Source organism: Paenibacillus sp. FSL K6-2859 (genome assembly GCF_038008265.1).
GTDB classification, from domain to species: Bacteria; Bacillota; Bacilli; order Paenibacillales; family Paenibacillaceae; genus Paenibacillus_AQ; species Paenibacillus_AQ nitricinens.
This window is the reverse complement of the sequence record NZ_JBBOYU010000002.1, coordinates 65,107-91,284: the sequence shown is the minus strand read 5'-3', so window position 1 is coordinate 91,284 and position 26,178 is coordinate 65,107. Positions and strand designations below refer to the sequence as shown.

The following is a 26,178-nucleotide window of genomic DNA, read 5'->3' as shown; positions in this document are numbered from 1 at the left end:
CTGACACCACCCGCAAACCAATGGATTAAAATGGGAATTTGTTAATGACCTCGTTATATTCATTTTGTGCATCGGTAATCGCCAGCTTTGAATAAACTTCTAACGACTTTCTACTTTCATGGCCGGAATACGGTTGAATCAGCGCGTCATCGATGCCTTGCTTTTTTAGCCAGGTTAATAGAAAGTGACGTAGTTTATGAGGAGAAAGGTTTTGAGATAACTCGGCCTCCTCTGAATATTTGGCCAAAATCTTGCGGATTCCCCTGTCCGTGTACTTTTTCTTCCATGAGGACTCAAACAAATAGGCAGCTTGCTTCTTTTTCATCGAATCTGCGTGCATGGCCAGCAGTTCTTTGAAAGTCTGAGGAAATGGAACAATGCGGTCTTTGCTGCCCTTTCCTTTGTTGATCCTGATCTGACAGTAATGAAAATCGATGTCCGCCAGCTTAATGCTGATTAACTCACTGACCCGGACACCTGTATACATGAGGGTTTTCACGATCATCATGTCCTGAAAATTCTTGGCCTTCCAAACCACTTCATAGTATTTTTTTAATTCTTCTTCTGTCGGCACGTAAGGCAGCTTCTTTGATGATTTTGGAACCTCAATTTCAAGCTCGCTTCTTAAATACTGAAACAAACTTTTTAGATAAGCATAGTCCGGTCGTTCTGCGCGAAGATACTTCGCCAGTTCCCGGGCTTTCTTTTTTGCGGATACGCGTTTTTCAATCATGCAAGTTCACCTTCTAATGGAAGTCTTTCCTTCATGTCCAATCGGAATGTGCCATATGGATTAACGTGTGTATAGATTAAGGGTGTCACCGCACGCAAATCTTCCGGAGTCATTAGATCAAACCACTTCTTCTCCGATAAAACATTCTGGAACATGATGGTATTAATGTAGACTAAGCAATTTTGAAGCAGATGAAGAGATAAAACGGCCATCTCTTGATCTTCCATGCGATTGGTGGCAATTTCTCCACCCTTGCCATAGAAGATAAACCCGTTGGCTGAATTCCAATTTTCCACGACATTTAAACCAGCATTAATCTCTCGGCGCAATTCTTCCGAATGCAAATATTCACAAAGGAAAATAGTTTTAACTGCCTTACCCAACTCACCTAGCGCCTGATACGTTGGATGCTTCAAGTTGTTCCGGGTAAACCTTTTCAGAATGGCTTCCGTTTCAGCCGTACCAAGCCGTAAAGCTGTTGCATACTTCATCATTTGATCATACTGCTGACGGATCAGTTCCCAATTAATCGGGCGCGTAAGTACATGCTGCAAATTCGCATAAGCGTCAGTCATTCCCGGCTCCGGTCGGTATAACTTTTGTGTATGAATAGCTTTTAATCGAGGCATGAGTTTGTAACCAAGCAAATAACAAAAGGCGAATGCTACCTCACTTTGTCCATGTGAATCAACATAATTCTTCTCCACATCCATATCGGTGCAGTGGCGCAGCAACCCTTCCATCATCGCAGCGACTTCTGATGAAGAACACGATTTAAGCTGTGAGTAGATGCAAGTCGAATTTTTTTCTACATGCCAATAAATCATAACACCGCGGCCGCGGTATCGGATATGCCATTCCGTCATGAGGTTCTGATCCCATGCCCCGAATTTCTTTGAATCGGAGGCGCAAGAAGTTGTTCCCTCACCCCATATTTCCTGCATTCGTACTTTAAAGATAGCGTTCACCACTTCGGAAATCGCGTTGCGAAGGTTATCCTTGTGAATGAATTTACGCCGGACGTAAAGAAGGTCTTTATAGCTTTCACCATGATCACCGGCGCTGACACGCTTTAAACCGGTATTCGTTCCCAAACCGTAAAGAGATAAGATCAATCGCTTTTGTAGCGTATCCCGGTCTAATATCTCTCGATGGGCCACCGTCTTGAACATTTCTGTAAACGAAATACGTAGATCGGTTTCCTTCAGAATATCTAGCAAACTGGTCATTGGCCAGCGGCGCGTAATTTCACCTTTGATCCGGATTAAATTAACCGGCTCTTCTTGCGGTTCCAGCGGAGAAACCGAGATCCAGCCTTTACCTTTATCAGTAATCCTTACTTTAGAGTTCTTCGGCATTCCCTCGTTTAATTTTTCAAGACCTTGAATCATTTCCTGTTTTAGCGTAGTGATAAAGGAATCTGCAACCAACGGTTGATTTAAAGCTTTGTAGTTTTCCTCCCGGCGTTCCTCGAAGTCTACCGGCAGGTCCTCATCTGGATTTCGATACCGGTTCGCTCCAGATACCCATATTTCTTTACACCGTAACTTATCCCGGAGCATTTGTAAGGCGCTGATTTCATAGTTGATCCTGTTTACTCGTTCTTGTCCCTTTTCATCTTTTTCGATGATAATTTCTTTGTAGTTATTGCGGATCACCCCATTGATAGGAATTTCGTCGTTTAATGGAAAATAGTGCATTCCCGTTTGAGTGTATTTCTTGATTAGTTCGAGCGCGAGGATAACCGGACGGTGAACCTCGTTATTAGAACGAAAATCAAGAATGCTAAGAATTTCAGGAACTATCCGGCGGTAATGACTGCCATAGGAGGCGCGAATGACCGTATGGATTTTTTCGCGGTATGCTGGTCCAGTATGCTTAAATTCTTTGACCAAATCTTTTAGTGTTTGTTCGTTTACAACGGGGTATAGGACATCTTTAATGATTCCCTCTGGATGCTCGATGGCCGTCTGTGCCATATTAAATAAAATGCCGTACTTGTTGCTGACTCGTCGTAGATCGTTCAGAATTTCCTTTTCGATCTTTCGTTCGGCGCGTACTCCGATACGGTGAATAATTTGAATAAGCAGATCAACCAGGTTGTCCGATATTTCCATGCAGCGTAACCAAAAGAAAGCTGACAACAGCGTATATCGAATTGGATCGGGATGTCGGCGCAGCTCGCGAAGATCTTCAGTAGAAACGCGCTGCCGGTACTTTTTCAACACCTTATGGGGAATGTCTCGAAATAAACCATCCGGAAGCTCCAAATTGCGAATTGTCCGCAATTTGTTAACTTCCTTCAGCACGCTATCCACCCCAGCACGACCAGGATCTGCCTTTAGCTCATTAAATGATATTTGGATGCTGCTGTCACTGGCGGCTTCTTCTTCGTCAATCTCTAAATACGAAATGCTATCAATCAGGGAGTCTAGCAGAGTTAAAGATGTGGAAGGCAGTTTTTGATATATCGCTTGGAAGAAGGATTCTTCATAGGTGTGAATGGCTGAACGGATCAGACGCTCAATGCGGTCCGGTGAAGGAGGCACGATTTTTAATTCATGGAATCGGCGGTAAACGCGTTCTTTTAAATGCTCAAATTCATGATCGTGATGCAGAACATGTTGGCATAGCCATTCTGTCATTTCCTGAGCATCCTCTATCGTATCCTCGCGGAACCCGAAGAACTCCCGGATCTGCGTTCGGTGGTACGTGATCGAACGACCGGTCCAATCGTATTGAGCATATAATTCCGGCTCAGAGAAGATTTGCTTTGCAATATACGCGATCACGGCTTTAGGAACTTCGTACTTATGGGTTGGAAAACGAGCTTCATTTTGAAAAAACTTGAGCAGCACTGCAAATCCAATCTTGGTTTCCCCGGTCTTGTACTCGATCAAACTCATCTCGTTCGGTAGGATCGTAAAATGCTCGATTAATTCATCCAGTTCCCAATTTCGCTTCATGTTATTCCCTCCAGGTAAAGTTCCTAAAATGGTCAGTATCGGAACAATGTTCCTAATGTTAGTCTATCTTTCCTTATAAAATGAGGCAATAATATTGTGGATTATGTCGAAGTTCCGATGCCAAAAACATTTTCGGAACTTGAATATTTTTCTCTAGTTGTGCAAATAATCAAATATCTATTTGAATATTCTAGGGGATTGGTTTATTATAATACTCAAATAATCATTTGATTGTCGAGGAGGTGTCAAATATTCGACTATGAATAACTCTTTAAATAAAATGATTTATTGTTGCTGGGTTCCCTTTTAAGGTTATCTCTTTAATTCCTGGATGTGTAACGGAAATTCATACCTTCATAAAATTCGTGCTTAAACTACTGGCAAGATTGCCGGATTGAGGTGAAAGATGCATAAACAAGACAATAGAGATTTTATACCTGCGCTGAGATTTCACTGGTTAACATCATTTTATGATCCGATATTACGCTGCACAATGAGGGAGTCTACCTTCAAGAATAAATTAATTAAACAAATTCAAGTTGATTCGGGGCAGCGAGTGCTTGATCTAGGATGCGGGACCGGTACATTAACCATTCTTTTAAAACAAGCTTACCCGAAAGCAGAAGTAACCGGACTCAATATTGATCCGAATGTTCTCCGAATTGCAGAGAAAAAAGCAGTGGATATGGGAATGGACATCGTGTTTAATCAAGGAAAGTCGTTTGAACTCCCCTACCCTGATCATTCATTTGATCGTGTTGTCACAAGTCTAATGTTTCATCATTTGACTTTAGAAAATAAACTCCGAACACTAAAAGAAATTTTTCGTGTACTTAAACCACAAGGTGAACTTCACATAGCGGATTGGGGAAAGGCGCAAAATCGGCTCATGCGCATTGCGTTCCTTTCAATCCAAATCCTCGATGGTTTTAAAACGACGGCAGATAATGTAAATGGCCTGATACCGCAAATTATCGATAAGGCCGGGTTTGCTAAATCTAAAGAGACGGATAGGTTCATGACAGTATACGGAACCCTTTCTTTATACAAAGCGAAGAAATAAAACAGCATTGCGGTGAAGTTAGCTTCGCTGCTACTGCCCCAAATAGCTGGCCGGAGTAAACCTTTGTTAAATTGTAATGTTTAATCAAATAATTATTTGGATATAAGAACATGTAAATCTATAATTGGATGGAGCAAATCACAATGTCACTCACATTAATTCTTTCTGCTATTGGCACGTTCATCGTGACAAACGTTGACGACATTTTTGTGCTGATGATCTTTTTCGCACAGATTGAGAAAGCGCGGCACACACAAGTTGTTCTAGGACAATATCTTGGATTCGGGTTGCTCGTTGTATTGAGCCTATTAGGGGCTTTCGGTTTTACATTTTTGCCACCCGAATGGGCTGGTTTTCTCGGGCTGATACCGATTTATCTCGGTATCCGAATGTTTCTCAAAAAGGAGGAAGAAGATGAGTCAGAGGAAGCGCTTGAGAAATTGGGCGATCTAAAGTCACAACCTTCAAACAACCGTTTGTTTGGACCACTAACTGGTAAGGTCGCTGCGATTACCTTTGCCAACGGTGGGGATAACCTGGGTATATACATCCCGTATTTTACGACCCAGGGGAATGCGTCACTTTTATCCATCGCGATTGTGTTCCTTTTGATGGTCGCGGTATGGTGTTTCCTGGCGTATCGGCTGGCAAGCTTCCCGGCCATTCTAAAGATTCTGGAAAAGTACGGAAATGTCATTGTTCCACTGGTGTTTATCGCATTAGGTATTTCGATCATGCTGCATGGTGATTCATTTGCATATCTCATAAGGCTGTTTGGATAACGTTCACGAAAATCGAAATGACGAATTGGAGGGAAACACAATGGTAGTAGGTGACGCAAGCATGCACACTCAGTTGTTGGTAATCGGCGGTGGTTCTGGGGGTTATGTTGCAGCTATACGAGCCGCGCAGCTTGGCAAGAAAGTGTTGCTGGTGGAAAAATCGGAACTCGGCGGTGTATGTCTCAATTGCGGCTGCGTGCCGTCCAAAGCGCTGATATCAGCGGCGCATCGTTATGAACAAATGCTGGAAAGCGGCATATCCGGCTTAAAAGCGAAAGGCGTTGAGATTGATTTTTTGCAGATTCAACAGTGGAAACAGTCGAAAGTGGTGAATCGCCTCAAAACGGGAATTCACTCCTTACTCAAAAAGCATGAAATCTCAGTCTTCAAAGGAGAGGCGTTTTTCATTAATGATCGGGAAGCCCGTCTCTATAATGAGCAAGAATCGCTCCGATACCAATTTGACGATTGTATCGTTGCTGTTGGATCGCGCCCAATTGAATTAAAAGCATTCCCGTATGGGAACCGAATTTTGTCCTCCACCGAAGCACTCAGCCTTACCGAAATCCCTAAGCGGATGGTCGTCATCGGCGGCGGCTACATCGGCATCGAGCTGGGGCAAATGTACGCGAAGTTCGGCACGAAGGTAACCGTTTTGGAAGGTTCACCGTCGATTCTGCCCGGATTCGAAAGTGAAATCACCCGTATTGTGCGAAAAAAGCTTGATTCCCTTGGCGTTACGGTGCACACGAACGCCATGGCTCAATCCGCACAACAGTCGACTGATGAAATTGAGGTTACCTTTACGGTGGATCAGGCAGAACAACAAGTGACGGCCGATTATGTGCTTGTGACAGTAGGACGACGACCCAATACCGATGGCGAACTTGGTCTTGACCGGATTGGGGTGAAAATTGGAGATCGGGGACTGGTTGAAGTCGATCAACAAGGAAGAACATCCATTCCTCATATTTATGCGATTGGCGATATTATCGCTGGACCTGCACTGGCACATAAAGCCTCATACGAAGGAAAAGTGGTTGCTGAAGCAATAGCTGGACAGCCAAGTTTCTTAGACTATAAGGTGATACCTTCAGTCGTGTTTTCCGATCCGGAAATTGCCTCCGTAGGACTTAGCGAACCTGAAGCCCAGGAGAAGGGGTATGACATCATGGTTGGCAAGTTTCCGTTTGCGGCAAATGCGCGTGCTCTCTCTTTGAGTGCATCCGAGGGGTTCATCAAGCTGGTAGGGGATAAGAAAACAGGATTGATCCTTGGCGGACAAATCGTCGGCACAAACGCGTCGGACTTGATTCCGGAAATTGCCTTAGCAATTGAAATGGGCACGACCATGGAAGATCTAGCCCTCACGATTCATGCGCATCCGACACTTGGGGAGTTGTCGGCTGAAGCGGCAGAAGTTGCCCTTGGCCATCCCATTCATATTTAGTTTTGTTTGCCTTTGACAAACCAATGGCAAAAGCATAATATAATAATCAAACAAACATTAGATTGAGGTGATTGGAATTGAAGAACCAAGATACATGCGAGATCTTTTGTTATGACGAGGATAAGGTCAATCGAGTCCGGGAAAAAATAAACAAAAATGATTTTCAGGATATGGCGAAAGTATTTAAAGTGCTTGCCGACCATACGCGGCTGAAGGTTGCATATACACTATGTGATGAGGACGAGTTATGCGTCTGCGATGTGGCCAATATTATCGGCTCCACGATGGCGACGGCTTCCCATCATTTACGGTTGCTGCGGAACATGGGGATTGCACAGTATCGCAAAGAAGGTAAACTTGTTTTTTATTCACTGGAAGATGAGCAGCTTAAACAAATGATAAGGCTTGCCATTGATCATCAAAAGGAGGTTGTTGGCGTTGAGTAAAGTGGCTAAACCATTGGATGACAAAAACGTATACCGCGTCGAAGGATTCACATGCGCGAATTGTGCAGGGAAATTTGAGAAAAATGTTATGGAACTTCCAGGGGTTCAAGATGCCAAAGTGAATTTTGGAGCATCTAAAATTTCCGTTTATGGTGAAGCAACGATTGAGGAACTTGAAAAGGCAGGAGCTTTTGAAAATCTTAAAGTGGCTCCGGAAAAACCTGTACGAGTAGCTAATCAAGAAATTAAAGAGGTAAAAATGGAAGAAAAAGTTCCGTTCTATAAAAAGCACAGCACATTACTCTATTCAGCCTTATTTCTTATCTTTGGTTACCTTTCCTCATCTGTTAATGGGGATGAGAACATTGTTACTACATTATTATTTGTAGCATCTATGTTAATCGGTGGATTATCACTCTTTAAAATCGGTTTACAAAACTTGATTCATTTTGACTTTGACATGAAAACCCTTATGACAGTAGCTGTTATAGGTGGTGGCATTATAGGAGAATGGGCTGAAGTTTCCCTTGTTGTCATACTCTTTGCAATCAGTGAAGCTCTAGAACGATTCTCTATGGATAAAGCAAGACAATCGATTCGTTCATTAATGGACATCGCTCCAAAGGAAGCCCTCGTTAGACGGAATGGACAAGAAATGATGGTCCATGTCGATGATATCGCGGTTGGAGATATCATGATTGTCAAACCTGGTCAAAAGATTGCTATGGATGGTGTGGTTGTAAATGGCTACTCTGCAGTCAATCAGGCAGCCATTACAGGTGAGTCAGTCCCTGTTGAGAAAACGGTTGATGATGACGTATTTGCAGGTACTCTAAATGAAGAAGGATTACTTGAGGTAAAAATAACTAAGCTGGTAGAAGATACAACGATATCTAAAATTATTCATCTTGTAGAGGAAGCACAGGGTGAACGTGCTCCATCTCAAGCATTTGTTGAGAAATTCGCAAAATATTATACGCCAATCATCATGATCATTGCGGCTTTAGTCGCAGTTGTTCCTCCACTTTTCTTTGATGGAAGTTGGGAGACATGGATTTATCAAGGTTTAGCTGTTCTAGTTGTTGGTTGCCCTTGTGCATTGGTTATTTCCACTCCGATTTCGATTGTTTCAGCAATTGGGAATGCAGCGAAAAAAGGTGTCCTTATAAAAGGCGGGGTTTATTTAGAAGAAATGGGTGCCTTAAAGGCCATCGCATTCGATAAAACAGGTACATTAACAAAAGGAGTCCCAGTTGTAACTGATTTTAACGTGTTGAACAATAAGACGAGCGACAAAGAACTGTTGTCCATTATCACTGCATTGGAATACCGTTCCCAACATCCTCTTGCTTCAGCCATCATGAAAAAAGCTGAGCAGGAGAATATATCTTATTCTGACGTAATGGTTGAGGACTTTTCTTCTATTACAGGTAAAGGAATTAAAGGTATTGTAAACGGAACGGCCTATTATATCGGAAGTCCAAAACTCTTTAAGGAATTATTAGCTTCTGGTTTCAATGAAAAACTAGAGCAAAATGTAACGACTCTTCAAAACCAAGGTAAAACAGCGATGGTAGTTGGAACTGAAAAAGAAATGCTTGCTGTTATTGCAGTAGCTGATGAAGTACGTGAAACAAGTAAGGAAGTCATTCAAAAGCTGCATCAACTTGGAATCAAAAAAACCGTTATGCTTACGGGTGATAACAAAGGTACTGCGAATGCGATAGGCGGGCATGTTGGAGTATCGGATATTCAGGCAGAACTGATGCCACAGGACAAATTAGACTATATTAAACAATTAAGATCCGAGTACGGTAAGGTAGCAATGGTTGGTGATGGAGTCAATGATGCCCCTGCGTTGGCAGCTTCTACTGTTGGGATCGCAATGGGTGGAGCTGGTACAGATACAGCACTTGAAACAGCAGACGTTGCTCTAATGGGAGATGATTTAAGAAAACTTCCATTCACTGTGAAACTAAGCCGTAAAGCTCTAAATATAATCAAGGCTAATATTACCTTCGCAATCGCTATTAAATTAATTGCCTTATTATTGGTCATCCCGGGTTGGTTAACGCTTTGGATTGCTATTCTTTCCGATATGGGGGCAACGCTCCTGGTTGCGTTAAACGGTTTGCGACTGATGAGAGTCAAGGAATAAGGCATAAGACTAAAACATTCAGGTCGAGTTAGGGGTGAATACCCTTGACTCTTTACTTTGAAAGGAAGTGTATTGTGTTTCGTTACTACGTTGTGGCCATTATCGCTTTTGCTGTTGATCAATTGATCAAATGGAGTGTTGCGACTTATATGGATATCGGTCAAAAAATACCGCTTATTCCGGGTTTTATCCAACTGACATCCATTCGAAATCGGGGTGCCGCGTTTGGCATCTTGCAAAACCAGCGGCTGTTTTTTATTTTGGTAACTGCCATCGTGCTTATTGGTATTATCATCTACTTACGCAAAATCTACCGCGGACAAAAATTCCTCGCTTATGCATTAGTACTGATCTTTGGAGGAGCGCTTGGTAATTTTGTAGATCGCGCTCTACATGGCGAAGTAGTGGACATGCTTGAATTAACATTTATCAATTATCCGGTATTTAATATGGCGGATGTGTTCATCATGACAGGGGTTATTATGGTCATGATTGAAACGCTCTGGGCATCCAGAGCGGATAAGGCATCTAGTCAGAGCTTGCCTGAGTAGTTCAGGGTGGTTGTGCTGAATTGGGGAAGTTTGTTTTTATATATTTCTGGCGGCGGCCGCCAATGTGATCGGCGGCCTCGTTTTTGTGTTAAAACGTGACTGGTCGCGCAAGGGCTTGAATGCTTTGATGGCTTTAATCGCAGGGATTTTAATCGCTATCGCCATTTTGGATTTTATTCCGGAATCTTTGGAGGTTGTTTCGTGAAATCGCCATACCCGGCGGCAGGATGAATCTGGTTATCTGCTGAATAATACAAGTAAACACCTAATTTATATATATAACCATCTACTTTGCGGGTGGTGTCAGCTTCGCTGGTACTACCCCATCATGGTGGCTCAATGACCAATACATATCATACAGCTCGACTTCAAGATACAAAGGGATTATCCGTTTTCTTGCGCCAGATGAACCTAAAGGTTGGTTTACATCAATCGAAGCAATTAACGCTACTGGAGTCTTGACTGCAAAGATAGATTATCGTGTAACAGGTCATGTGAGTATCAGAGTTACTAATCCATACGAACATAAGTTATGGATGGAATCAAGAGTGAATGCTGAAACTAATCCTTATTATCTAACTTTAGTTTTGAAAGCAATTACCTTTAAACATGATTATAGGTAGGAGGATAAAGATGGATATCAAAGGATTAATCCCGAAAGATAAAATGGATATCGATTCAGTTAATAAATTGAAAACATTGGATATAAATTTAATTAAACCTATTATTCCTGATTTATTAGAGTGGACTGAAGATGCAAATTGGCCTACTACAAAAGAAATAGGGAAGTTGCTGCAACCCTTAGGCAGGGAATTAATTCCTCATCTCAGGAAAATTTTCACTTCTGATGATGACTGTTGGAAATATTCAATACTTGTAAAGTTGGTTAAAAATTTACCTAAATCTGTATTATCGGAAATGGAAGCTGATCTTAAAAGATTAGCTTTTAACCCTACTGAACGTGAAAGACAAGAATTAGTCAACGAAGAGGCAACCGATATTTTGTTACTTCTACATTAAACATGAAGTATACTGTGGAGTAACTTTCTTAATTTCAAAATGCAACGTACTCTCATTGTTTTATCAATAGAGGCTGCTCTTGCATTTGAACATCTTCTAGCTGCACGTTAGTTATGAAGTGTTATTCTAATAAAATTCAATTCAGAATTAGTTCCATTTATTAGAGATATTTTAAATTCTGAAGATGGTCTGTGGAAGTGTTCTATCTTAAGTCTATTGTTTGATAAATTATCTTTGAGGGATAAATTGGAGTTAGTACCGGATCTTCAGCGGTTATCAATACATCCAACTTTTGATGATAAGGACGCAGGTGTAGATGAAATCTCGATAGAAATTCTGGAGGGTTTAACTTGAAGGCCCAGGTGTATTTTCGCTGGCATGCGATTCACCATCGGAGAACAATAGACTAATAAAGAAAACAATCGAGGCTGCACGTATATGTATGGCAGCCTCTTTAATCTATACCAGCTAATAGCTTGTCAAGATTCCCAGTAAAGTGATTATAAATGATCTGGTATAATAAAAATAAATATGGCAAATAACCCTCCAATTCATAATTGTGTTGGAAGGTTATACCAATATTTTTATTAAGCTGGACGGAACATCTTCTTGTTTTTTAAGATGGCATACAGCCAATGAACTAGCTTGTTGGCACATGCGACAAGAGCTACTTTATGCGGCTTTCCTTCGGCTCTCTTGCGATCGTAAAACTCCTTGATTCGTGTATTACGAGAGCGAATGAGACCACACTGGACAGCCAAAACTAGGGCATATCGAAGCTGTCTGGAACCACGTTTTGTTATCCGATTTCGAGTTGCCGTAAACTTACCCGAAGCAAAGACACTCGGGTCAATACCTGCAAAGGCGACTAGCTTTTTAGGATGATCAAATCGGTCGACTTCTCCGATTTCCGATAAAATTGTTGACGCAATTTTATGACCAATACCAGGGATCGACTGAATTAAATCATATTCTTCTATTTCTCCAGCCAAGGCATCTATATTTTGTTCCAATCCAGCAAGGTGCTCTTGGTACTGGAGAATGAGGCTAATAAGAACTTTCAGATTGACCAAGTGACTTGCGTACATGGTTCGTTGAAATGGGTTTTCTTTAGCCGCATCCAGTAACCGTTGAACACGTAGGTGAATCCAGTCCTCGGACCGCCCTCGTTTTGAAGAAAGCAACTCTTTCATTTTAGCTTTGAGTGTATCTTCATCCGTTTGCAAAACCGAATTTGAAGTTGGAAACTCATTTAAAAACTGAAGTGAAATATTAGAATACATAGCCCCAAATACACCTTTATAAGCAGGGAAAACTTGATCTAAAACTGCTTGAAATTGCAGTTTTGTCTGTACGCACATCTTTGAAAGAGCCTCGTATTGTCTCGTTAGATAGCGCAAATTAAGCAGCTGAACGCCTCTCTTCTTGAAAGGCTCGAATTCTTCTTTGTAGTAAAGTTCTGCTAAAAGGTAAGCATCAGCAGCATCCGTCTTTACTTTGCGAAGGTTGGACTTCCTAAGCCGATTTGAGATTAGCGGATTAATGACAATGTAAAGATAGTGATGCTTCTCCAGAAACTGAACAACGGGGCTTTGGTAATGCCCAGTAGCTTCTAAAATAAGCATGGGACGTTGTCTAGACGAATGTTCTAGGTCCTGAACAACTTGAAGCAGTTTCTTAAGTCCTTCTTGAGTATGCTCAAATTTGAAAGTTCCTCTGTATGGTTTTCCACGCTCTATAAAGGCTTGTCCATGGCTTTCTTCTTTAGATATATCTAAACCGATAACTGGATTCATTCAATCTCTCCCTTTTTGTAGATTTACCGAGAGCCCTAATGATTTATTCTTGTCGCTCCATAGCATCGCTTGTTATACGGGATCTTAAGTCCCAACCAGCCTCAATCATGGTCATGACAAGTAGGGGTGAACATTATAGCGCTCGGGATCAAGTCCCACGGGCAGGTGCGTTCGACTCGGCTACCTTAATCCTCTAAGCAAATGAAAAAAGGTTCAACCAGAAAGATCTGGTTGAACCTATAATACGATAGGGCAGGATAGTTGAATCTGTACGAATACATATAAGCTCGTGGAAATGTTGGTTTGCATTTCTTCACCTAGGGTTTTATACATTGGATTAGCATTGTATAAGCGGTTACCTAGACCATAATTATCTTATGATGTTAAATGATGATTACCACCATCTACCGATATCAATCACTTATCGATTTTGTTACGATATACTGGGTGATGATAATGTTTACTGATCCAATGTTGTTAGATGAAGTACATGTTCCATATGAGTCTGATCTTCATATAGCGGAACTAAAAATAGATGGTATTCGCGGTATTATTGGTAAAGAGAGCAGAACTAGAATATACAGCCGGCACCAAAATGAAATAACTTCTCGATTTGAGGAGATTACAGAAGCTGCGACAGCTGCAATTGATAGTGGAACCAAATTAGATGGAGAGATCGTTGTATGTGACACTAGTACGGGTAAACCTGACTTTGCAGCCACAATGGCGCGGTTTCAGTCTACGCGACAAAAGATGATTACGCCTGGATTATGCTTTGTGGCTTTTGATATTTTGGCATACAAGGGGAAAGATACGACCGTTTTACCACTTATGCAGCGCAAAGCACTGCTTGAAGAAGCAGTGAAGGAGAATGAGTTCATTAAACGAATCCGATATGTAGAGCAAGGTTTTATTCCTCTCTATGAACAGTGCCGCGAGCAAGAGCTGGAAGGCATCGTGCTAAAGCGCAGAGATAGTCTCTATTATAAGGGGAAGAGACCTCGGGGGATTTGGCAACGCGTCGTTGTCTATAATAGAGAAGAATGCATTGTCACGGGTTTTTCAAAGAAAACACAGGCTTGGTCTATAGGCGTCGAGCGTGATGGAAAGATCATCCCAGTTGGTCTATTAGAGTACGGCCTTAACACACCGATCGGGAAAGCAACTTTTCCATTTCTAAAGAAAGCGGCTATTCGAGAAACTAAGGATTTTGTTTATGTAGAGCCCTTTGTGAAGATAGAAGTTCGCTTTCGTCACTGGACAAAGGCTGGGAAGCTGAGATTGTCGGTCCTGGAAAAGGTAATTGTATGATGATTCTAAGGTTAATGACCTTATAAATGAATCTTTCGGTAGATAATTATTTAAATCAATAAAAAAACAGTAGAATGCTTATTCTTAATAGGGAATTCTACTGTTTTTTTATTTTATATGACGTTTTTTTTCTCTCCTACGTTCCCGTTTTAACATCTGATCGGGATCATAGGATCCCTTTTGTTTATGATAATGACCTAAACTAGCTATGTAAGCTAGAGTTATAACGAGAAACGGTAGAATAGCCCAAGCTGAAACAGTTGCAAGCACACCAGGAAAATATTGCGTTGCTGAGTAAAGTAATACTAAATCGAATAGCATTTTGCAAATTAGCGGTGGGGTCATTTTCTCTTGAAGCTGCTTATCATGCTTATTATGTTTGTATAAAATTTGAATGAATTTCATGGATAACAGAAGGTATACGATCTGGATATATCCACTAGTTTGTAACCAATACATAACCGTATTACAAATCTCAACTGTTTTTAGAATGATTGGAAATGTGCTTTGTAGCACGTGAGGTGCTGCACCTAACTTATGAATTGGCGCTTCTATCCAGGAAACAATCAATGGGATGAGCATAAATGGAGAGAAAGCAAAACGTATCTTGTCTAAGTAGAGCTTTTTATCCCACTGAGCAATGATGAATAACTTATCCAAAATCTTAGTGAGGCTCTCTCTTATTTTTAAGAGCTCAATTCCTATTGGGGGGACGGGTGGAGGTCCACTCTCTAGTACAGGGATATTCTTGGTTCTTTTATGTTTTTTTCTTTGGTTTTTACTAGTTTTATTTTTGCTCATAGGCAACCTCTTTCTTCTCTAGAAATGATGAAGTTCTACGATGTTATATCCATTACAAATCTATACGATTTTATAGCATAGTCGTTTCTGAATAAGGTGGACTATTCTAAGTTAATAGAAAAATAAATCACTAGACCGAATTTTGATAGGCTGGGAACGACTTTAACTTACGGGAGGATATAATTTCGTTCCTCTATTTATCCAGCATGTGGTAATATTTGATGAGATTAAGAAGGAGGTCAGGCTATTTTTTAGTCTTTCCTACTCTTAGTAGATTTAAAGTGGATAGATACTAGGAGGAACACATGAATAAAACATTTAGGCTTAAAGTACTGGCGTTTTGTATTTTAATTAGTATCTTTTTAGCGGGTTTAAACGTCAATGCAGCAACGGAAAGCGATTTTGTTACGAACGATCAATTGCAAAACAGTTTGGAAAAACTCAAGATGGACATGGCCACAAAAGAAGAACTACAGACAATGGTTCAGCAGCCAGGGGATACACTTACGAAGGAAGAGATCACCCAGCAATTAATAGAAACTCAAAAATCAAGAATAGCTATTCTTGAAGGAAATATTAATGCTCTATTGTCATTGCTTGCTGTTATTGTTGCTGGACTTACATTATTCGGCGGTATATTTGTCTGGATTTCCAAAAAGACTTTTTCATCAAAAGTAGAAGAGGTGGAGTTACGGCTCAATGAAATGAAGCAGCTTCATGATGAAACATTAACGAAAATCGAAACCGTAAGGGAACTTAACAGCAATCTTAATGTGGCAACTCGTGAAGTACAAGATTTACACATCAGCTTGAATAAAAACAGAAGTGCCTTCGAAAATGAAGTTGAAAGAATAAATCAATTATGGAATTATGCGAGGTTTGTTGAACTCAAAGCAACGAGGCCAGAGATTATCCGTATATTTGAGAATAATGTAAAAGAATCAATTAAACTAATTTCTGAACTTGAATGCTGGCTTAAAGGTACACTTCCGAGCTATAGAAATGCGCTGGTAATGGTTACAAAAGTTTTTGGTGAGAACGTCATAAAGTATGACCCTGACGAAACAATCCTAGAAAAACTTAGTTACTTTACAGAAACATTAAAAGAAAATGAGGATGACTTTTGGAAAGAGGCCGCAATATCCTTAGAATCAGAAGATTACGAGGACAAAGATCCGGACAATTTTGAAGATCCACTTAGTGAGGCATTATTAGAGTGGCAAAGCATCTACATGCGTATTGAGAAGGTGCACGGTATTATCGCGGCTCAAATCAAAATGAACCCAGATAAATTTATACCAAAGACATAAATTAGTTATTTTCCTTAAATCCGCAGATCATAAAATGGCAGCTATTTTAATCAATCTACCGCAAGAGAACATTTAGTTAAACTTGAAACGTAAAAACCAGGGTGTCTAAGACTGATTCTTCAGACCATTGCCCTGGTTTTATTATTGGAACATCTAGTACTTTCATTCGAACTCTTACGGTTTAACCATTCATAATTCTGGGAAGATCAACAATTGTATCTAATCATAACTACATACGTATTCAGGTCTAATTCCTTTGTAAAACAAGGCTCATAAACATATATTTCCGTCTAAACGCGTGTTCTACACATACGTGTTTGCACGCATTCCGCCCCCAACGTCCCGCTCCTACGAGCTTGATCCCCGCATTTCTACTTCTTTCACTGATTGATTGCTACTATTTAGTTCGTTCGATACGGCTGCTTAGCTACATCGATAATTCTATTTATGTGTATTGTCCCTTTGGGACACTGCACGTAAGCATATCCACGAATCTATCATCTATCCAGGAATGACTATGATTCCTATGTCTATTTCTGAACCCATTTCTTCAACATAGCCGATAATAAACTCCTGCAGGTGTAACCTGCATTTTTGGATCTTTTGGGTTTACCTTTTAACCCGGTTTTTGCCTTCCGCGCCGCCCCGTCCCCCAAACCATCTAAAATTGTAACTTGATCCGGATTTAGAAGTAGAGTTGAACTCTTCGACTGGATACGTAGATAGCAAAAGAATAAACACGGATATAGATGTAGAGTTGAATTCTGTTACTAAGTGGAGTCTAGATACGGAGAGTGTTGAAGTGCGGTATAAAGGGAGGAGATACAGATAAAGAGGGGAATGATGCGGCTAAATAATGTGAATACGTGCTAACACGTATGTTATTATCACGTGTGTTATGGTATAATTAGGAGTATAAGGAGTTTTCTTTGGGAGTTTGTATCTCTGTTCTAGGAGCGGGGTTTAAGCTCTCCCCCATCGGGCAAGTTACTGGTAGGGAGAAGACATTGAGACGTTACAGACTGGATGGTGATCACTTGAAAAGACAAATGCCTTGGATACTTAAAGGCCATGTTACTTGGGTTCGTGATCAACTACTGAGAAAGTATTCTATAGATCAACTGAACAACGATGATGTTTGGTATTTCGAAGTCATAGAGGCTCCTGAGATTCACTTTAGAGGAATTAGTGAAACTGATATTGCAAAAATGTATGACTACTTCTCACCATCAGCCTTAGAGCTTCATGAGATTCAGCAGAAATACGGAAATCAAAATGACTTTACTGTTGTTCTTGCCAATCTGATTGATTTATACCAGAAAGCTTTCCAAAATGCTATGAACAAACTAAAAGTAGTTTAATACTTCATTTACTTTTCCATAAGTATAGCGATTGGATTATAGAAAGGATACAGACAAATGAGAAATACAGATAAGGTTGAAAAAGAGTCTACGCTTGGTTCAGTCGTTAAAGTTCAGCAAGTCATTGATTTCATGGTTCTGGCTGAGCTGCAGAAAGGCGAGCGTTATGGCAAGCAAATTGACCAGGTTATTATTCAGTCTCTTGATGGTGTGGGCGTGAATGACTCTTATCTGTCACAGCGATTGAAGAAGCTAGCTGAGAAGGGGCATGCCACAAGTAGGTGGGAAGACGATAACCGGTATAACCGATACTATGAAATCACACCTTCCGGAGAAGAGTATTTCCAGCAACTCCTGCGTGAATTACCGGAAAGAGTAAACATGGCCATTCAGGTTTATGAACGGTTCTCTAAAATCATGAAAAAATATGACTAATAGAAAGGTATGAGAGGATGGATAACTATCAGGAGATCATAGCTTCGCTGAAGCAGCGCTTTCCGGAAGGGACAGTAACACACAGAAAAGATAAGAAGGGGGTTTATATCCCCAACCAGGTCTATACAGATCGACTTGAGACTGCAACAGGCAGTGAGTGGGATAAGGAGATTAAGGAGCTGGATATTAGTGTGCCACACCGCTATGTAAAGGCGATCGTACAGATCCGTATTGGACCCTATACTCGTGATGGCTACGGAGTATCGATTATGAATGGAGATCCTGCTGCCGAGCCCAAGTTAATACGTACAGCGGTCGATCAGGCAGTCAATGAAGCTTTCATCGATGCGATTGATACTTATGAGATGGGATGGAAGGATCTCGCCCCCTACAAGCTTGAGGACTGGGCAGGGAACCCAGCGCTTGCACATTTACTACAGAGTGGACCACCTGCAGGAGTGGAGGTTGGAGCCGCTCCAATGCAATCATTTGCGGTCTCTAACCATAAATGCCTGAAGTGTAAAGCGAACCTGACTATTGCCGAGTGGGAGCTGCTAGGAAGGATTCCGAATTTAAACCGCGAATCAATGGTATATTGCTTCGAAGATATACCTGCACATTTGAAACGCAAACTTCCGGAGCAAGTTTTGACTGACTTTGAAGAGAAGCGAAACAATGAAAGGAGATCGACATGATATCTTCTTTACTCATATTATTAGCCTACTGTTTTTTTGCTACTAGTTTTTTCATACTTATCGTGGAAATATTTGATCATAAAGAAAAAAAGATATATATTTTCGTATTTTGTATATTGTTGTTTGTTATCGGATTAATTATTAGAAATTATGCATTGTTATGATACTTACCAATAGGAGCTGAAGAATCTTAACTACCCATATTACTTAATTAATATATTATTATATTAATATTTATAGTATAGATGTGTTATGAACGTTCCTGCTCCTTTCACATCAACTGTAGAGTGGCCATCGTCTCGGTAATGGAAAAAGTCGATCTATAATTCGATTGGTACCAATCATAAATACCAGCAGTGTAAGACGGAAAAGTAAGATGCCAGGAAGGAACCCGAATCTAATCCGCGAATCTTTGGTATATTGCTTCGAGCATATACCGGCATTTAAATCACAAACTTCTGCAGCAAATTTTGACTGACTTTGAAGAAAAGCGAAATAGAGATTAAGAAATATTAGAAGTCTGACGTATCAATGTTTTTATACACTGCGTCCAGATTAAACCTCGGAGGTTACAATGAAAATGTTAACGAAATGCCCTATGTGCAATAGCTTTGAAGATGAAGCTGACGATCATTTGTATGAATTAGAATTAACTGAAGAAAAAGTTTATGAGTTTACTTGCAAAGAAGGTCATGAAAATGTTCTTGTTTTAAGAAATCATAGCTTTGAAATGCTTTTTGAAATGGGACTCTATGCATTAAACGACGGTTATTCTCGTGAAGCAGCAGCAAATTTCGCCGCTGCTATAGAACGATTCCATGAATTCTCTATTGCTGTTTTTGCCCAGGAACATGGGGGTGAGCAAAGCGATTCTTCAGACGTATTTAGAATTATTAGCCAAGAATTCGATGATGAGTATCAAAATTCTTGGAAAGCGATAAGTAAACAATCTGAACGGCAATACGGCGCTTACATCATGCTCTACCTTATTACATTTAAACGAACACCTATTCTAATGAAAGATAAATATATAACCTTCCGTAATGATGTAACACACAAGGGGATATTTCCGTCTCGTGTAAAGACAGAAAAATATGCTCGTGCAACATTTGATTATATAAAGACAAAGCTTTTAGAACTAAAAACTATTGCTCCTAAGTCCGTTGATTATGTATTTTCTAAAGAATTAAGAGACTTCAAAGAAGGACAAATTGAAAGATACAATGGCAAAGTAGTTGTAGATTATCGAATAAATACTTCACTTCGTGTTGATTGTACACTTGAAGAAATAAATAATAAAAACTTCGATAGTGAATTAGAAGATGCATCCTCTTATCCATTTTTCAAACGTGAAATTCGCTAAAAAAAGGACCCCAGTTTTATATTTGCTACCATGACCGCACCAGGTTCTATTATGTAAAAATTCATGCCAGCGATTAAAGAGGAAATAATTATTCCTCAAATGTCAGGGACCAAAGCAAGATTCAATGTATCATAATGAATAGAAAGGTATGAAGAAGATGTATGAAGTCATGTTAACGAAAAAGTCATTCTGCCCGATCTGTGAAAAGCCATTTAAAAAGGGGAAAGTGAGGTATTAGATATGAAGAAAGAGAACGAACTTCAAAAACTTAAACAAGATAATCAAATTTATTATCCAGTATTCGAAATAAATGGTGAGGGCTATTACGGGAGATTGGAAAATAAAAAGAGCGATTCAATCGTAGAAAAGAAAACAAAAATTGAAATTGATCGGCAAGATACAAAATGAATAGAGAGGATGTATTGAAATGATGCGTGAGTATGAGTGGGAAAACTATATATCACCCAAAAATTTACAGAAGATTAAGGGCAAATATACTCTTCTTTTTCAAATTAGGGACTCCCTGTTAAAAGCAGATTCAGGCGATCAAGAAAAGGTTAGCATATCGTTCCCGGATAACAAAGATGAGAAGGAAATTTTGGCGATTGCCGGTAGCCTTCATTATTGGTGGGTAATTGATTACGTAATTCAGGAAGAAGGTAAAACAACTTTGCTCTATAGAAATTGCAAGAAGCATAAAGATACTGATCCAGCCGAATTGTGGGTACATATTGAATAAGGTGAGAACATGAGAAAATGGGTCGCTACTGGTGGATCTTATACTTTCGAGATAGTAGAATCTGAGGGGTTTTATGATATTACCGTAAGATCATTTATGGGTCAGGATCTATATTGGGCCAAAACACTACCAGCTGCTAAACAATTTTTAAAACGGGAATTTGAAGGTATAGAGTTTACTAGGTTCAAGGAAGTAACTTAATGAATAAGCTAGTGTATAAAAGGAGAGAGTGGAAGGAATGGATCTTATATTTGGAATTCTTGTTGTTTTGCTTGTAATGTCGTTACAATTCTATTTTTCAACCAGACCGCCAAAAAAGTTGAATACAACTGATTTGCAACTTGTAAGACGTACAGAAACCGGACGACAAATTATAGAAGAATATACAGATGGAAAACATACTATAAGAAATTATATATTAAAGCCTTTGAATATGGAGGCCATAAAGCAAGAGAGCAAGAAAGAAGAGTAGATCTCACTAAGTTACACAATGAATACCTGGTTGTATTGCTAAAATTCTAAATGAATAGGGAAGGGCGTGTTGGAATTGCTGAGAACTAAACTATTTGTCAATACTCTTAGGGATCTCGGACATTATGATCCAATAGACGAGGAAATTAATAGATTTTTTGATAAGAACAAGAATTTTCAATTAGTAAACGTAGATCATAGTTCTGCATTTGTCGGTAACTATTTGAATGCCCCTGTAGTAATTACAACGATTGTTACATATAAAGTTATTCAAATGTAGTTTGCTACACATCATATTGAATAAATCTTTGTATCAGAAAAGGAGATTCAAAAAAAGTGAATTCTGTGGAGGAATGAATACATGGATGCTGAAAAGATTAGTCTAAAGTATAGTTTTATAGCGGCTATATTTTTAAGTATTATTATCATAATTTCAAAGTATTTTCTCTTGTAAATGTGGCCATATATAACGCTTCATACGGTTGATGAATCATATTGAATAGAACAGTGTGTAATAATAGTAGCCGCAAACTGTACAGCGTATTATTAAGGAGTGTGACGAAGTGGATGTAGTTAAGGGAATGATGGGAATTATAGCGGAATTGAATACTTGGCAATCTGAGAATCCGGATGCTCCAGAAGTAGTTCATTTAGCAATCAACAATTATAAAAGTGAACTTAATAATTCCATTGTAGTGATTCAAAAATTCCCAGATACTAATTGCGAAGTATCATATTGAATAAATCAGTTCATAAGGAGAGATTCAACATGGAACTCGAAAATGATGAAATACATATTGTTTTGAGACATTTTCAGATATATAGCTCTGTAGAAAAAACCTTCACAAAAAAAGATATTGCCTTAAAGTATGCAGCCGAAATGGATAAACTTGAAAATGATAATTTGCCCGAACATGCAAGAGGATATCACACGGTTGTTACCTCAAAGCTGGAAGAAACATATTGAATAAGGAGAGTGTATAACATGTACGGTTTCCCCGGCCAGATCGATTACTACAGAATCACCGTTCGCGTGAAGTGTTTTAATGATAGCTGTGACAACGTTTTGGTGCATACCTACCCTTCATATGACAATACTCCCCGTATGGACGGAACTTGTACTAAGTGCGGTAAAGGGTACTCACGGAAGGTCAACAACATTGATGATCGCATCGTCCATAAGGAAGAAGAGCCGGTCTATCTTTAGACCACATATTGAATAAATCGGTGTATTGGAATGAAAATTTGAATAGGGAGAGAGCTTGAATGGAGACTTTAACCATCGTAATCATAGTTTCTGGATCTGCGCTTGTGGGCACCCTATTGGCTTATCTAACAAACAAGTACCCACGGGTAAGAGAATTCATTTCACCCAAGCCGCAACCTACTGATGTACTGACGTACGCGGAAATCCGTTATCATAGAAGCCGCGAGGAAAGAAGCATGAGGAGTTGCGTAGGATGGGAGTTATAGTCGATGGAGTATACGGATCTAGCCTTGAATTTATAAAAGATCTGGAAATCGCGGAGCGTATGACAGAAGAAGAGAGAGCCAATGCAAAGCACCTGAGCCAAAAACATATCAAGAACATAGCCGAACGTTTTACGGCGGTCAAAATCTTGGAATCCGAAAAAATTACTGAGACGGATGTTCAGGCATTTATTAGTTCATACCAAAAATATGTGTGTAGCTTCGAAGATGACACACAATGAATAGGAGAGTGTATTCAAATGGATGATAAGATGAATGATTTGGTAGAAAAGCTTGGGGGAAGGATTATCGATATTGACCCAAGCGAAATTACAACGTTTAATCCTTTCGAGATACCAGGAGATCCACAAATGCGGCACGCTGCGCACCCTCCGATAACCATAAAAGATGTTCTGGATGCCAATGGGGAATTGAAGTCTTTTGAGATCCTGTCAAATGAAATAGGGCTAACCATGGAAATGTATATAAAGGCCGTAGAATTTTTAAGTGTGCTTCGTGAAAGCGGAGTGTCTATTAAAACATTACTTAATGATCTTCGATGAATAAGTCCGTTCATAAGGAGAGTGTATTCATGGATATAATAAAATGGTTTTTATCTCCAAGTGCTTTAGTGGTTTTTGGATCTCTAGGTGTATTATCTATAGCTGTAAAAAAAGTATGGGGAAACTATGCTACCGACAAAACGGACGAAACAAAATGAATATTAAGTTGTATGGAGGTAGATTTGAATGAGTTATATTCGTAATATTCTCAATTCCGTAATAATATTCCCCCAGAGCAAAGAAGCTCGTGAACAGTTAAAACGACTTAGAGTGAGAGACGTGCTAAATCAGAGCACGCCTGATGATCTGAGAGAATGGGAAAGTAATTTGAAAATCCTTAATAATTCTAAACTGATTTTTGAAACCACTAAAATGTTGCATGAAAAAATAAATGATGCATTTCTCCTATACCTTAAAAAGCATTATCCGGATGACGAAAGGCTGGTGAAATTACAAGATATTAAGAGAGGGATGAGTTATTCACAGCAGACAGTTTAAGGCATTTTTACCTTGAGGATATAAAAATGTTTGAAGAAATAACAGACCTCAATAATGATAATTGATATTTAGAAAAAGAGAAAGATATAGCTAATACAGCTCTCAAAAACTTAGAACTAACTTGTGAAAAAACCTTCTTTTCGTTTTTTTCAAAAGAAATGAGCGAAAACCATTAAAAATTGCTACAAATATCTGATAGAGTACGTAATCCATTTATAGTCAGATCTTTAGCGTCAAACGAAATAAGCCATTGGGAGGGTGTTTCATAATGTTAAATCGATTTGCAACTAAATGGATTAGTATATTTGCTTTTGCACTAATGCTATTAATTCTTATCTCAGTATGGATGAATTGGTTTCTTCCGTTGTCCTTTATTGGAAGATCCCTGATCTCACTGGAGGCTTTTGTGATTATTATTGTTTTAATTGATCTTGCACTAAAAAAATCAAAACACAATTAAACATCACTGATATTTATGTTCGAGCTTTTAATGTAATTTATTCTAAAGAAGAAGCAGAAGAATTTTCTCTTTTGTTTACCTGTCTATTGAATGAGATTTAATTAAAGTTAGGCTTCTGCTTAGTTCCATACATTAAATAAAGGTGGGATTTTCAATGACATTGAATACAATCGACAAATTGGTAAGTAATGAAGGTTGGAATATTCAAAGCTGGCGATTTCGGTATGGCACAGAACTATGGGTGATTGCTTCGCCTCTTGCTGAACAGTTGGATCAAATCAGAGAAATCACAGAAGGTGCTGATATTGAAGCAATTGAACTGGCATCTTACTTTAATAACGAAGGATCATGGTTACCAGTAGTTTCTGCAAAAAACATATCTGAAGGTTTAGAAATGCTAGAACAAAAGATCAAGGTATTTGAAAATATTGAAGAATGGAAACAAAAAGTAGTGGGTACGTTCTCAAGAATTATTGAGGTTAACGATGGGGGATACGGGTTTTCAATTGCTGGTAATGAGAAAAAAGAGAGCATTTTTTTTGCGCCTGATGGACTTAATAATCCCTTCTTCATGTGAACATATTTTGTACTAATTGAGGAAGTTGAGAAAGTCGAAACGGCTGCTTATAAAGATAGGCTAGGAATTATTGAGCGCCTTATTATTGAAGGAAGAGCAGTTGAACCCAGTTTGGAAGATTCTAAAAGAGAATATGGAATTGCTGAATTCCACCTTCGATATGCAAATAATGCGAAATATACAGCGATAAAATTGCAGACTAGATGATGTTTTTGCTTCAGATGTTTCAAAAAGTCTTAGATGATAAAAGAATAGGAGTGAATTTAAATGCCAAGTTTAAATCAATTACTTGCACTTAACGAAATTTTGCCTATTGTATTATTCATTGTAGTGGGAATTACTGGTGTATACTTTTCATTCAGAACAATTTCGGATGAATTCCGATACCAAAAACAATTTGGACATCTCCCTGAATTTATGCGTCCCACCAAAAGTTATTGGAGACGTCACATGTGATAAAAGATTAATAATTTCAACTCAAGATTATTCTGAGTTATTTTGGTTGATTTCCCTCTCCATTTTTTTTAGTATATTAGTAATTCAATTAAATACTATATTAGAATATTAAGGAGGATTCGTTATGGAGGATTTTATTGAACGAGCTTTTGATCCTACTAGCAAACCCAAGAATTATTTCGAATTTTATGTTGGGAAACCTGGACGTGGAGGGAACAAGAGGACATTACATTCGTATGCAAAATATTGGGGGAAGGAAATTCCTAAGGAGTATAAAGATCGACAAAATGAATACTTTTACGCATCAGATGCTTCCAAAATTTTAGATGAATAAATAAGTAGGAGAGTGATACCATGGCTTTTATTAACAAGATTCCTGCAAAAGCATTTACAATTTATTATTTATTGATTTCTATCTGGGGTATGCTTGGAATAGTTTCATTTCCTGAGAAACCACAACATTTAATTCTAATCGTGGCCGGTTTAGTAGCTTTCATTAGATCAATAAAGCTTGGGAATAGTTTAGATCGATGGAAGTCTTTCTTAGGTTGTTGTTTATTTGGAATTTTGGCGTTTGTGTTCATGGTTTAGTGTATGGTATTATCATTAACTTTTTGAATATAGGCAGCGACTGGAGACATCATATGTGCTGAAAGAATTAGCATTGTTACTAAATAATTATGATGGTTTTCGTTGATATTTC

General features: G+C 39.2%; 31 protein-coding genes. 27 read left to right on the top strand and 4 right to left on the bottom strand.

What is annotated here, in order from left to right:
- Positions 1 to 25: 25 nt before the first annotated feature.
- A complete protein-coding gene (locus tag MHB64_RS31005) occupies positions 26 to 733 on the bottom strand; it encodes a tyrosine-type recombinase/integrase (RefSeq protein WP_341136188.1) in 708 nt (235 codons plus the stop codon).
- The gene (locus tag MHB64_RS31000; protein ID WP_341136187.1) at positions 730 to 3,699 is read right to left on the bottom strand and encodes a Tn3 family transposase; all 2,970 of its coding nucleotides are present in this window, start codon (positions 3,697 to 3,699) and stop codon (positions 730 to 732) included. The genes MHB64_RS31005 and MHB64_RS31000 overlap by 4 nt, the downstream gene beginning before the upstream one ends.
- Before the next feature lie 406 nt (positions 3,700 to 4,105).
- On the opposite strand from MHB64_RS31000, the gene MHB64_RS30995 reads away from it, so the two are divergent.
- From MHB64_RS30995 to MHB64_RS30960, 8 genes are all read left to right on the top strand, one after another.
- Entirely contained in the window at positions 4,106 to 4,762 is a 657-nt protein-coding gene (locus MHB64_RS30995) for a class I SAM-dependent methyltransferase (protein WP_341136186.1), read from the top strand.
- A 143-nt stretch (positions 4,763 to 4,905) separates the two neighbouring features.
- Positions 4,906 to 5,544, top strand: a complete 639-nt coding sequence (locus tag MHB64_RS30990; protein ID WP_341136185.1) for a CadD family cadmium resistance transporter — start codon at positions 4,906 to 4,908, stop codon at positions 5,542 to 5,544.
- Positions 5,545 to 5,584: 40 nt separating this feature from the next.
- Complete coding sequence (lpdA, locus tag MHB64_RS30985; protein WP_341136184.1) at positions 5,585 to 6,994, top strand: dihydrolipoyl dehydrogenase; 1,410 nt, start codon at positions 5,585 to 5,587, stop codon at positions 6,992 to 6,994.
- A 77-nt stretch (positions 6,995 to 7,071) separates the two neighbouring features.
- Positions 7,072 to 7,440 carry an ArsR/SmtB family transcription factor gene (locus MHB64_RS30980; RefSeq protein ID WP_341136183.1) on the top strand — a complete coding sequence of 123 codons (369 nt, stop codon included), beginning with the start codon at positions 7,072 to 7,074 and terminating at the stop codon, positions 7,438 to 7,440.
- Positions 7,433 to 9,598, top strand: coding sequence for a heavy metal translocating P-type ATPase (locus MHB64_RS30975; RefSeq protein WP_341136182.1), 2,166 nt, complete (start codon positions 7,433 to 7,435; stop codon positions 9,596 to 9,598). The genes MHB64_RS30980 and MHB64_RS30975 overlap by 8 nt, the downstream gene beginning before the upstream one ends.
- A gap of 74 nt (positions 9,599 to 9,672) precedes the next feature.
- Complete coding sequence (gene lspA, locus MHB64_RS30970) at positions 9,673 to 10,149, top strand: signal peptidase II (RefSeq protein WP_341136181.1); 477 nt, start codon at positions 9,673 to 9,675, stop codon at positions 10,147 to 10,149.
- Positions 10,150 to 10,782: 633 nt separating this feature from the next.
- Positions 10,783 to 11,169: a DUF5071 domain-containing protein gene (locus tag MHB64_RS30965; RefSeq protein ID WP_341136180.1), complete on the top strand. Its 387-nt coding sequence runs from the start codon at positions 10,783 to 10,785 to the stop codon at positions 11,167 to 11,169.
- A gap of 123 nt (positions 11,170 to 11,292) precedes the next feature.
- Positions 11,293 to 11,523 carry a DUF5071 domain-containing protein gene (locus MHB64_RS30960; protein WP_341136367.1) on the top strand — a complete coding sequence of 77 codons (231 nt, stop codon included), beginning with the start codon at positions 11,293 to 11,295 and terminating at the stop codon, positions 11,521 to 11,523.
- A 233-nt stretch (positions 11,524 to 11,756) separates the two neighbouring features.
- Here MHB64_RS30960 and MHB64_RS30955 read toward each other — a convergent pair whose 3' ends face one another.
- On the bottom strand, positions 11,757 to 12,965 hold the full coding sequence (locus MHB64_RS30955; protein WP_341136179.1) for an IS110 family transposase: 1,209 nt from the start codon (positions 12,963 to 12,965) through the stop codon (positions 11,757 to 11,759).
- Between the two features lie 387 nt (positions 12,966 to 13,352).
- Here MHB64_RS30955 and MHB64_RS30950 point away from each other — a divergent pair, with 387 nt between their 5' ends.
- Positions 13,353 to 14,276 (top strand): ATP-dependent DNA ligase, encoded by a 924-nt coding sequence (locus MHB64_RS30950; RefSeq protein WP_341136178.1) that lies wholly within the window; start codon positions 13,353 to 13,355, stop codon positions 14,274 to 14,276.
- A 108-nt stretch (positions 14,277 to 14,384) separates the two neighbouring features.
- Here the strand turns inward: MHB64_RS30950 and MHB64_RS30945 are convergent, their stop codons facing one another.
- Positions 14,385 to 15,077 carry a hypothetical protein gene (locus MHB64_RS30945; RefSeq protein WP_341136177.1) on the bottom strand — a complete coding sequence of 231 codons (693 nt, stop codon included), beginning with the start codon at positions 15,075 to 15,077 and terminating at the stop codon, positions 14,385 to 14,387.
- Positions 15,078 to 15,382: 305 nt separating this feature from the next.
- Here MHB64_RS30945 and MHB64_RS30940 point away from each other — a divergent pair, with 305 nt between their 5' ends.
- From MHB64_RS30940 to MHB64_RS30855, 18 genes are all read left to right on the top strand, one after another.
- Positions 15,383 to 16,387 (top strand): hypothetical protein, encoded by a 1,005-nt coding sequence (locus MHB64_RS30940; RefSeq protein WP_341136176.1) that lies wholly within the window; start codon positions 15,383 to 15,385, stop codon positions 16,385 to 16,387.
- A gap of 1,007 nt (positions 16,388 to 17,394) precedes the next feature.
- On the top strand, positions 17,395 to 17,748 hold the full coding sequence (locus MHB64_RS30935; RefSeq protein ID WP_341136175.1) for a hypothetical protein: 354 nt from the start codon (positions 17,395 to 17,397) through the stop codon (positions 17,746 to 17,748).
- Positions 17,749 to 17,805: 57 nt separating this feature from the next.
- Complete coding sequence (locus MHB64_RS30930) at positions 17,806 to 18,183, top strand: PadR family transcriptional regulator (protein WP_076179481.1); 378 nt, start codon at positions 17,806 to 17,808, stop codon at positions 18,181 to 18,183.
- Between the two features lie 17 nt (positions 18,184 to 18,200).
- A complete protein-coding gene (locus tag MHB64_RS30925; RefSeq protein ID WP_341136174.1) occupies positions 18,201 to 18,878 on the top strand; it encodes a hypothetical protein in 678 nt (225 codons plus the stop codon).
- A 574-nt stretch (positions 18,879 to 19,452) separates the two neighbouring features.
- Positions 19,453 to 20,241, top strand: a complete 789-nt coding sequence (locus tag MHB64_RS30920; RefSeq protein ID WP_341136173.1) for a hypothetical protein — start codon at positions 19,453 to 19,455, stop codon at positions 20,239 to 20,241.
- Positions 20,242 to 20,481: 240 nt separating this feature from the next.
- Positions 20,482 to 20,649: a hypothetical protein gene (locus tag MHB64_RS30915; RefSeq protein WP_341056319.1), complete on the top strand. Its 168-nt coding sequence runs from the start codon at positions 20,482 to 20,484 to the stop codon at positions 20,647 to 20,649.
- A 19-nt stretch (positions 20,650 to 20,668) separates the two neighbouring features.
- Positions 20,669 to 20,980 carry a hypothetical protein gene (locus MHB64_RS30910; RefSeq protein WP_341136172.1) on the top strand — a complete coding sequence of 104 codons (312 nt, stop codon included), beginning with the start codon at positions 20,669 to 20,671 and terminating at the stop codon, positions 20,978 to 20,980.
- A gap of 238 nt (positions 20,981 to 21,218) precedes the next feature.
- Entirely contained in the window at positions 21,219 to 21,452 is a 234-nt protein-coding gene (locus tag MHB64_RS30905) for a hypothetical protein (protein ID WP_341136171.1), read from the top strand.
- A gap of 562 nt (positions 21,453 to 22,014) precedes the next feature.
- Positions 22,015 to 22,191, top strand: coding sequence for a hypothetical protein (locus MHB64_RS30900; protein ID WP_341136170.1), 177 nt, complete (start codon positions 22,015 to 22,017; stop codon positions 22,189 to 22,191).
- Between the two features lie 29 nt (positions 22,192 to 22,220).
- Positions 22,221 to 22,418, top strand: coding sequence for a hypothetical protein (locus tag MHB64_RS30895; protein WP_341056392.1), 198 nt, complete (start codon positions 22,221 to 22,223; stop codon positions 22,416 to 22,418).
- A gap of 493 nt (positions 22,419 to 22,911) precedes the next feature.
- Positions 22,912 to 23,163, top strand: a complete 252-nt coding sequence (locus MHB64_RS30890) for a hypothetical protein (RefSeq protein WP_341136169.1) — start codon at positions 22,912 to 22,914, stop codon at positions 23,161 to 23,163.
- Between the two features lie 18 nt (positions 23,164 to 23,181).
- Positions 23,182 to 23,484, top strand: a complete 303-nt coding sequence (locus MHB64_RS30885) for a hypothetical protein (RefSeq protein WP_341136168.1) — start codon at positions 23,182 to 23,184, stop codon at positions 23,482 to 23,484.
- Between the two features lie 29 nt (positions 23,485 to 23,513).
- The gene (locus tag MHB64_RS30880; RefSeq protein WP_341136167.1) at positions 23,514 to 23,642 is read left to right on the top strand and encodes a hypothetical protein; all 129 of its coding nucleotides are present in this window, start codon (positions 23,514 to 23,516) and stop codon (positions 23,640 to 23,642) included.
- A gap of 28 nt (positions 23,643 to 23,670) precedes the next feature.
- Positions 23,671 to 23,982 (top strand): hypothetical protein, encoded by a 312-nt coding sequence (locus MHB64_RS30875; protein ID WP_341136166.1) that lies wholly within the window; start codon positions 23,671 to 23,673, stop codon positions 23,980 to 23,982.
- Positions 23,983 to 24,250: 268 nt separating this feature from the next.
- Positions 24,251 to 24,442, top strand: a complete 192-nt coding sequence (locus tag MHB64_RS30870; RefSeq protein ID WP_341136165.1) for a hypothetical protein — start codon at positions 24,251 to 24,253, stop codon at positions 24,440 to 24,442.
- A 154-nt stretch (positions 24,443 to 24,596) separates the two neighbouring features.
- Positions 24,597 to 25,019, top strand: coding sequence for a hypothetical protein (locus MHB64_RS30865; protein WP_341136164.1), 423 nt, complete (start codon positions 24,597 to 24,599; stop codon positions 25,017 to 25,019).
- A 580-nt stretch (positions 25,020 to 25,599) separates the two neighbouring features.
- The gene (locus tag MHB64_RS30860; protein ID WP_076315857.1) at positions 25,600 to 25,809 is read left to right on the top strand and encodes a hypothetical protein; all 210 of its coding nucleotides are present in this window, start codon (positions 25,600 to 25,602) and stop codon (positions 25,807 to 25,809) included.
- Positions 25,810 to 25,829: 20 nt separating this feature from the next.
- The gene (locus MHB64_RS30855; protein ID WP_341136163.1) at positions 25,830 to 26,066 is read left to right on the top strand and encodes a hypothetical protein; all 237 of its coding nucleotides are present in this window, start codon (positions 25,830 to 25,832) and stop codon (positions 26,064 to 26,066) included.
- The last annotated feature ends 112 nt before the right edge of the window (positions 26,067 to 26,178 follow it).

Bases quoted from the DNA above. Each gene is read 5' to 3' on its own strand.
- MHB64_RS31005 (WP_341136188.1), bottom strand. From the start codon at position 733: ATGATTGAAAAACGCGTATCCGCAAAAAAGAAAGCCCGGGAACTGGCG.
- MHB64_RS31000 (WP_341136187.1), bottom strand. From the start codon at position 3,699: ATGAAGCGAAATTGGGAACTGGATGAATTAATCGAGCATTTTACGATC.
- MHB64_RS30995 (WP_341136186.1), top strand. From the start codon at position 4,106: ATGCATAAACAAGACAATAGAGATTTTATACCTGCGCTGAGATTTCAC.
- MHB64_RS30990 (WP_341136185.1), top strand. From the start codon at position 4,906: ATGTCACTCACATTAATTCTTTCTGCTATTGGCACGTTCATCGTGACA.
- lpdA (WP_341136184.1), top strand. From the start codon at position 5,585: ATGGTAGTAGGTGACGCAAGCATGCACACTCAGTTGTTGGTAATCGGC.
- MHB64_RS30965 (WP_341136180.1), top strand. From the start codon at position 10,783: ATGGATATCAAAGGATTAATCCCGAAAGATAAAATGGATATCGATTCA.
- MHB64_RS30955 (WP_341136179.1), bottom strand. From the start codon at position 12,965: ATGAATCCAGTTATCGGTTTAGATATATCTAAAGAAGAAAGCCATGGA.
- MHB64_RS30950 (WP_341136178.1), top strand. From the start codon at position 13,353: ATGATGATTACCACCATCTACCGATATCAATCACTTATCGATTTTGTT.
- MHB64_RS30945 (WP_341136177.1), bottom strand. From the start codon at position 15,077: ATGAGCAAAAATAAAACTAGTAAAAACCAAAGAAAAAAACATAAAAGA.
- MHB64_RS30940 (WP_341136176.1), top strand. From the start codon at position 15,383: ATGAATAAAACATTTAGGCTTAAAGTACTGGCGTTTTGTATTTTAATT.
- MHB64_RS30930 (WP_076179481.1), top strand. From the start codon at position 17,806: ATGAGAAATACAGATAAGGTTGAAAAAGAGTCTACGCTTGGTTCAGTC.
- MHB64_RS30925 (WP_341136174.1), top strand. From the start codon at position 18,201: ATGGATAACTATCAGGAGATCATAGCTTCGCTGAAGCAGCGCTTTCCG.
- MHB64_RS30920 (WP_341136173.1), top strand. From the start codon at position 19,453: ATGAAAATGTTAACGAAATGCCCTATGTGCAATAGCTTTGAAGATGAA.
- MHB64_RS30915 (WP_341056319.1), top strand. From the start codon at position 20,482: ATGAAGAAAGAGAACGAACTTCAAAAACTTAAACAAGATAATCAAATT.
- MHB64_RS30910 (WP_341136172.1), top strand. From the start codon at position 20,669: ATGATGCGTGAGTATGAGTGGGAAAACTATATATCACCCAAAAATTTA.
- MHB64_RS30905 (WP_341136171.1), top strand. From the start codon at position 21,219: ATGGATCTTATATTTGGAATTCTTGTTGTTTTGCTTGTAATGTCGTTA.
- MHB64_RS30895 (WP_341056392.1), top strand. From the start codon at position 22,221: ATGGAACTCGAAAATGATGAAATACATATTGTTTTGAGACATTTTCAG.
- MHB64_RS30890 (WP_341136169.1), top strand. From the start codon at position 22,912: ATGGGAGTTATAGTCGATGGAGTATACGGATCTAGCCTTGAATTTATA.
- MHB64_RS30885 (WP_341136168.1), top strand. From the start codon at position 23,182: ATGGATGATAAGATGAATGATTTGGTAGAAAAGCTTGGGGGAAGGATT.
- MHB64_RS30880 (WP_341136167.1), top strand. From the start codon at position 23,514: ATGGATATAATAAAATGGTTTTTATCTCCAAGTGCTTTAGTGGTTTTT.
- MHB64_RS30875 (WP_341136166.1), top strand. From the start codon at position 23,671: ATGAGTTATATTCGTAATATTCTCAATTCCGTAATAATATTCCCCCAG.
- MHB64_RS30870 (WP_341136165.1), top strand. From the start codon at position 24,251: ATGTTAAATCGATTTGCAACTAAATGGATTAGTATATTTGCTTTTGCA.
- MHB64_RS30865 (WP_341136164.1), top strand. From the start codon at position 24,597: ATGACATTGAATACAATCGACAAATTGGTAAGTAATGAAGGTTGGAAT.
- MHB64_RS30860 (WP_076315857.1), top strand. From the start codon at position 25,600: ATGGAGGATTTTATTGAACGAGCTTTTGATCCTACTAGCAAACCCAAG.
- MHB64_RS30855 (WP_341136163.1), top strand. From the start codon at position 25,830: ATGGCTTTTATTAACAAGATTCCTGCAAAAGCATTTACAATTTATTAT.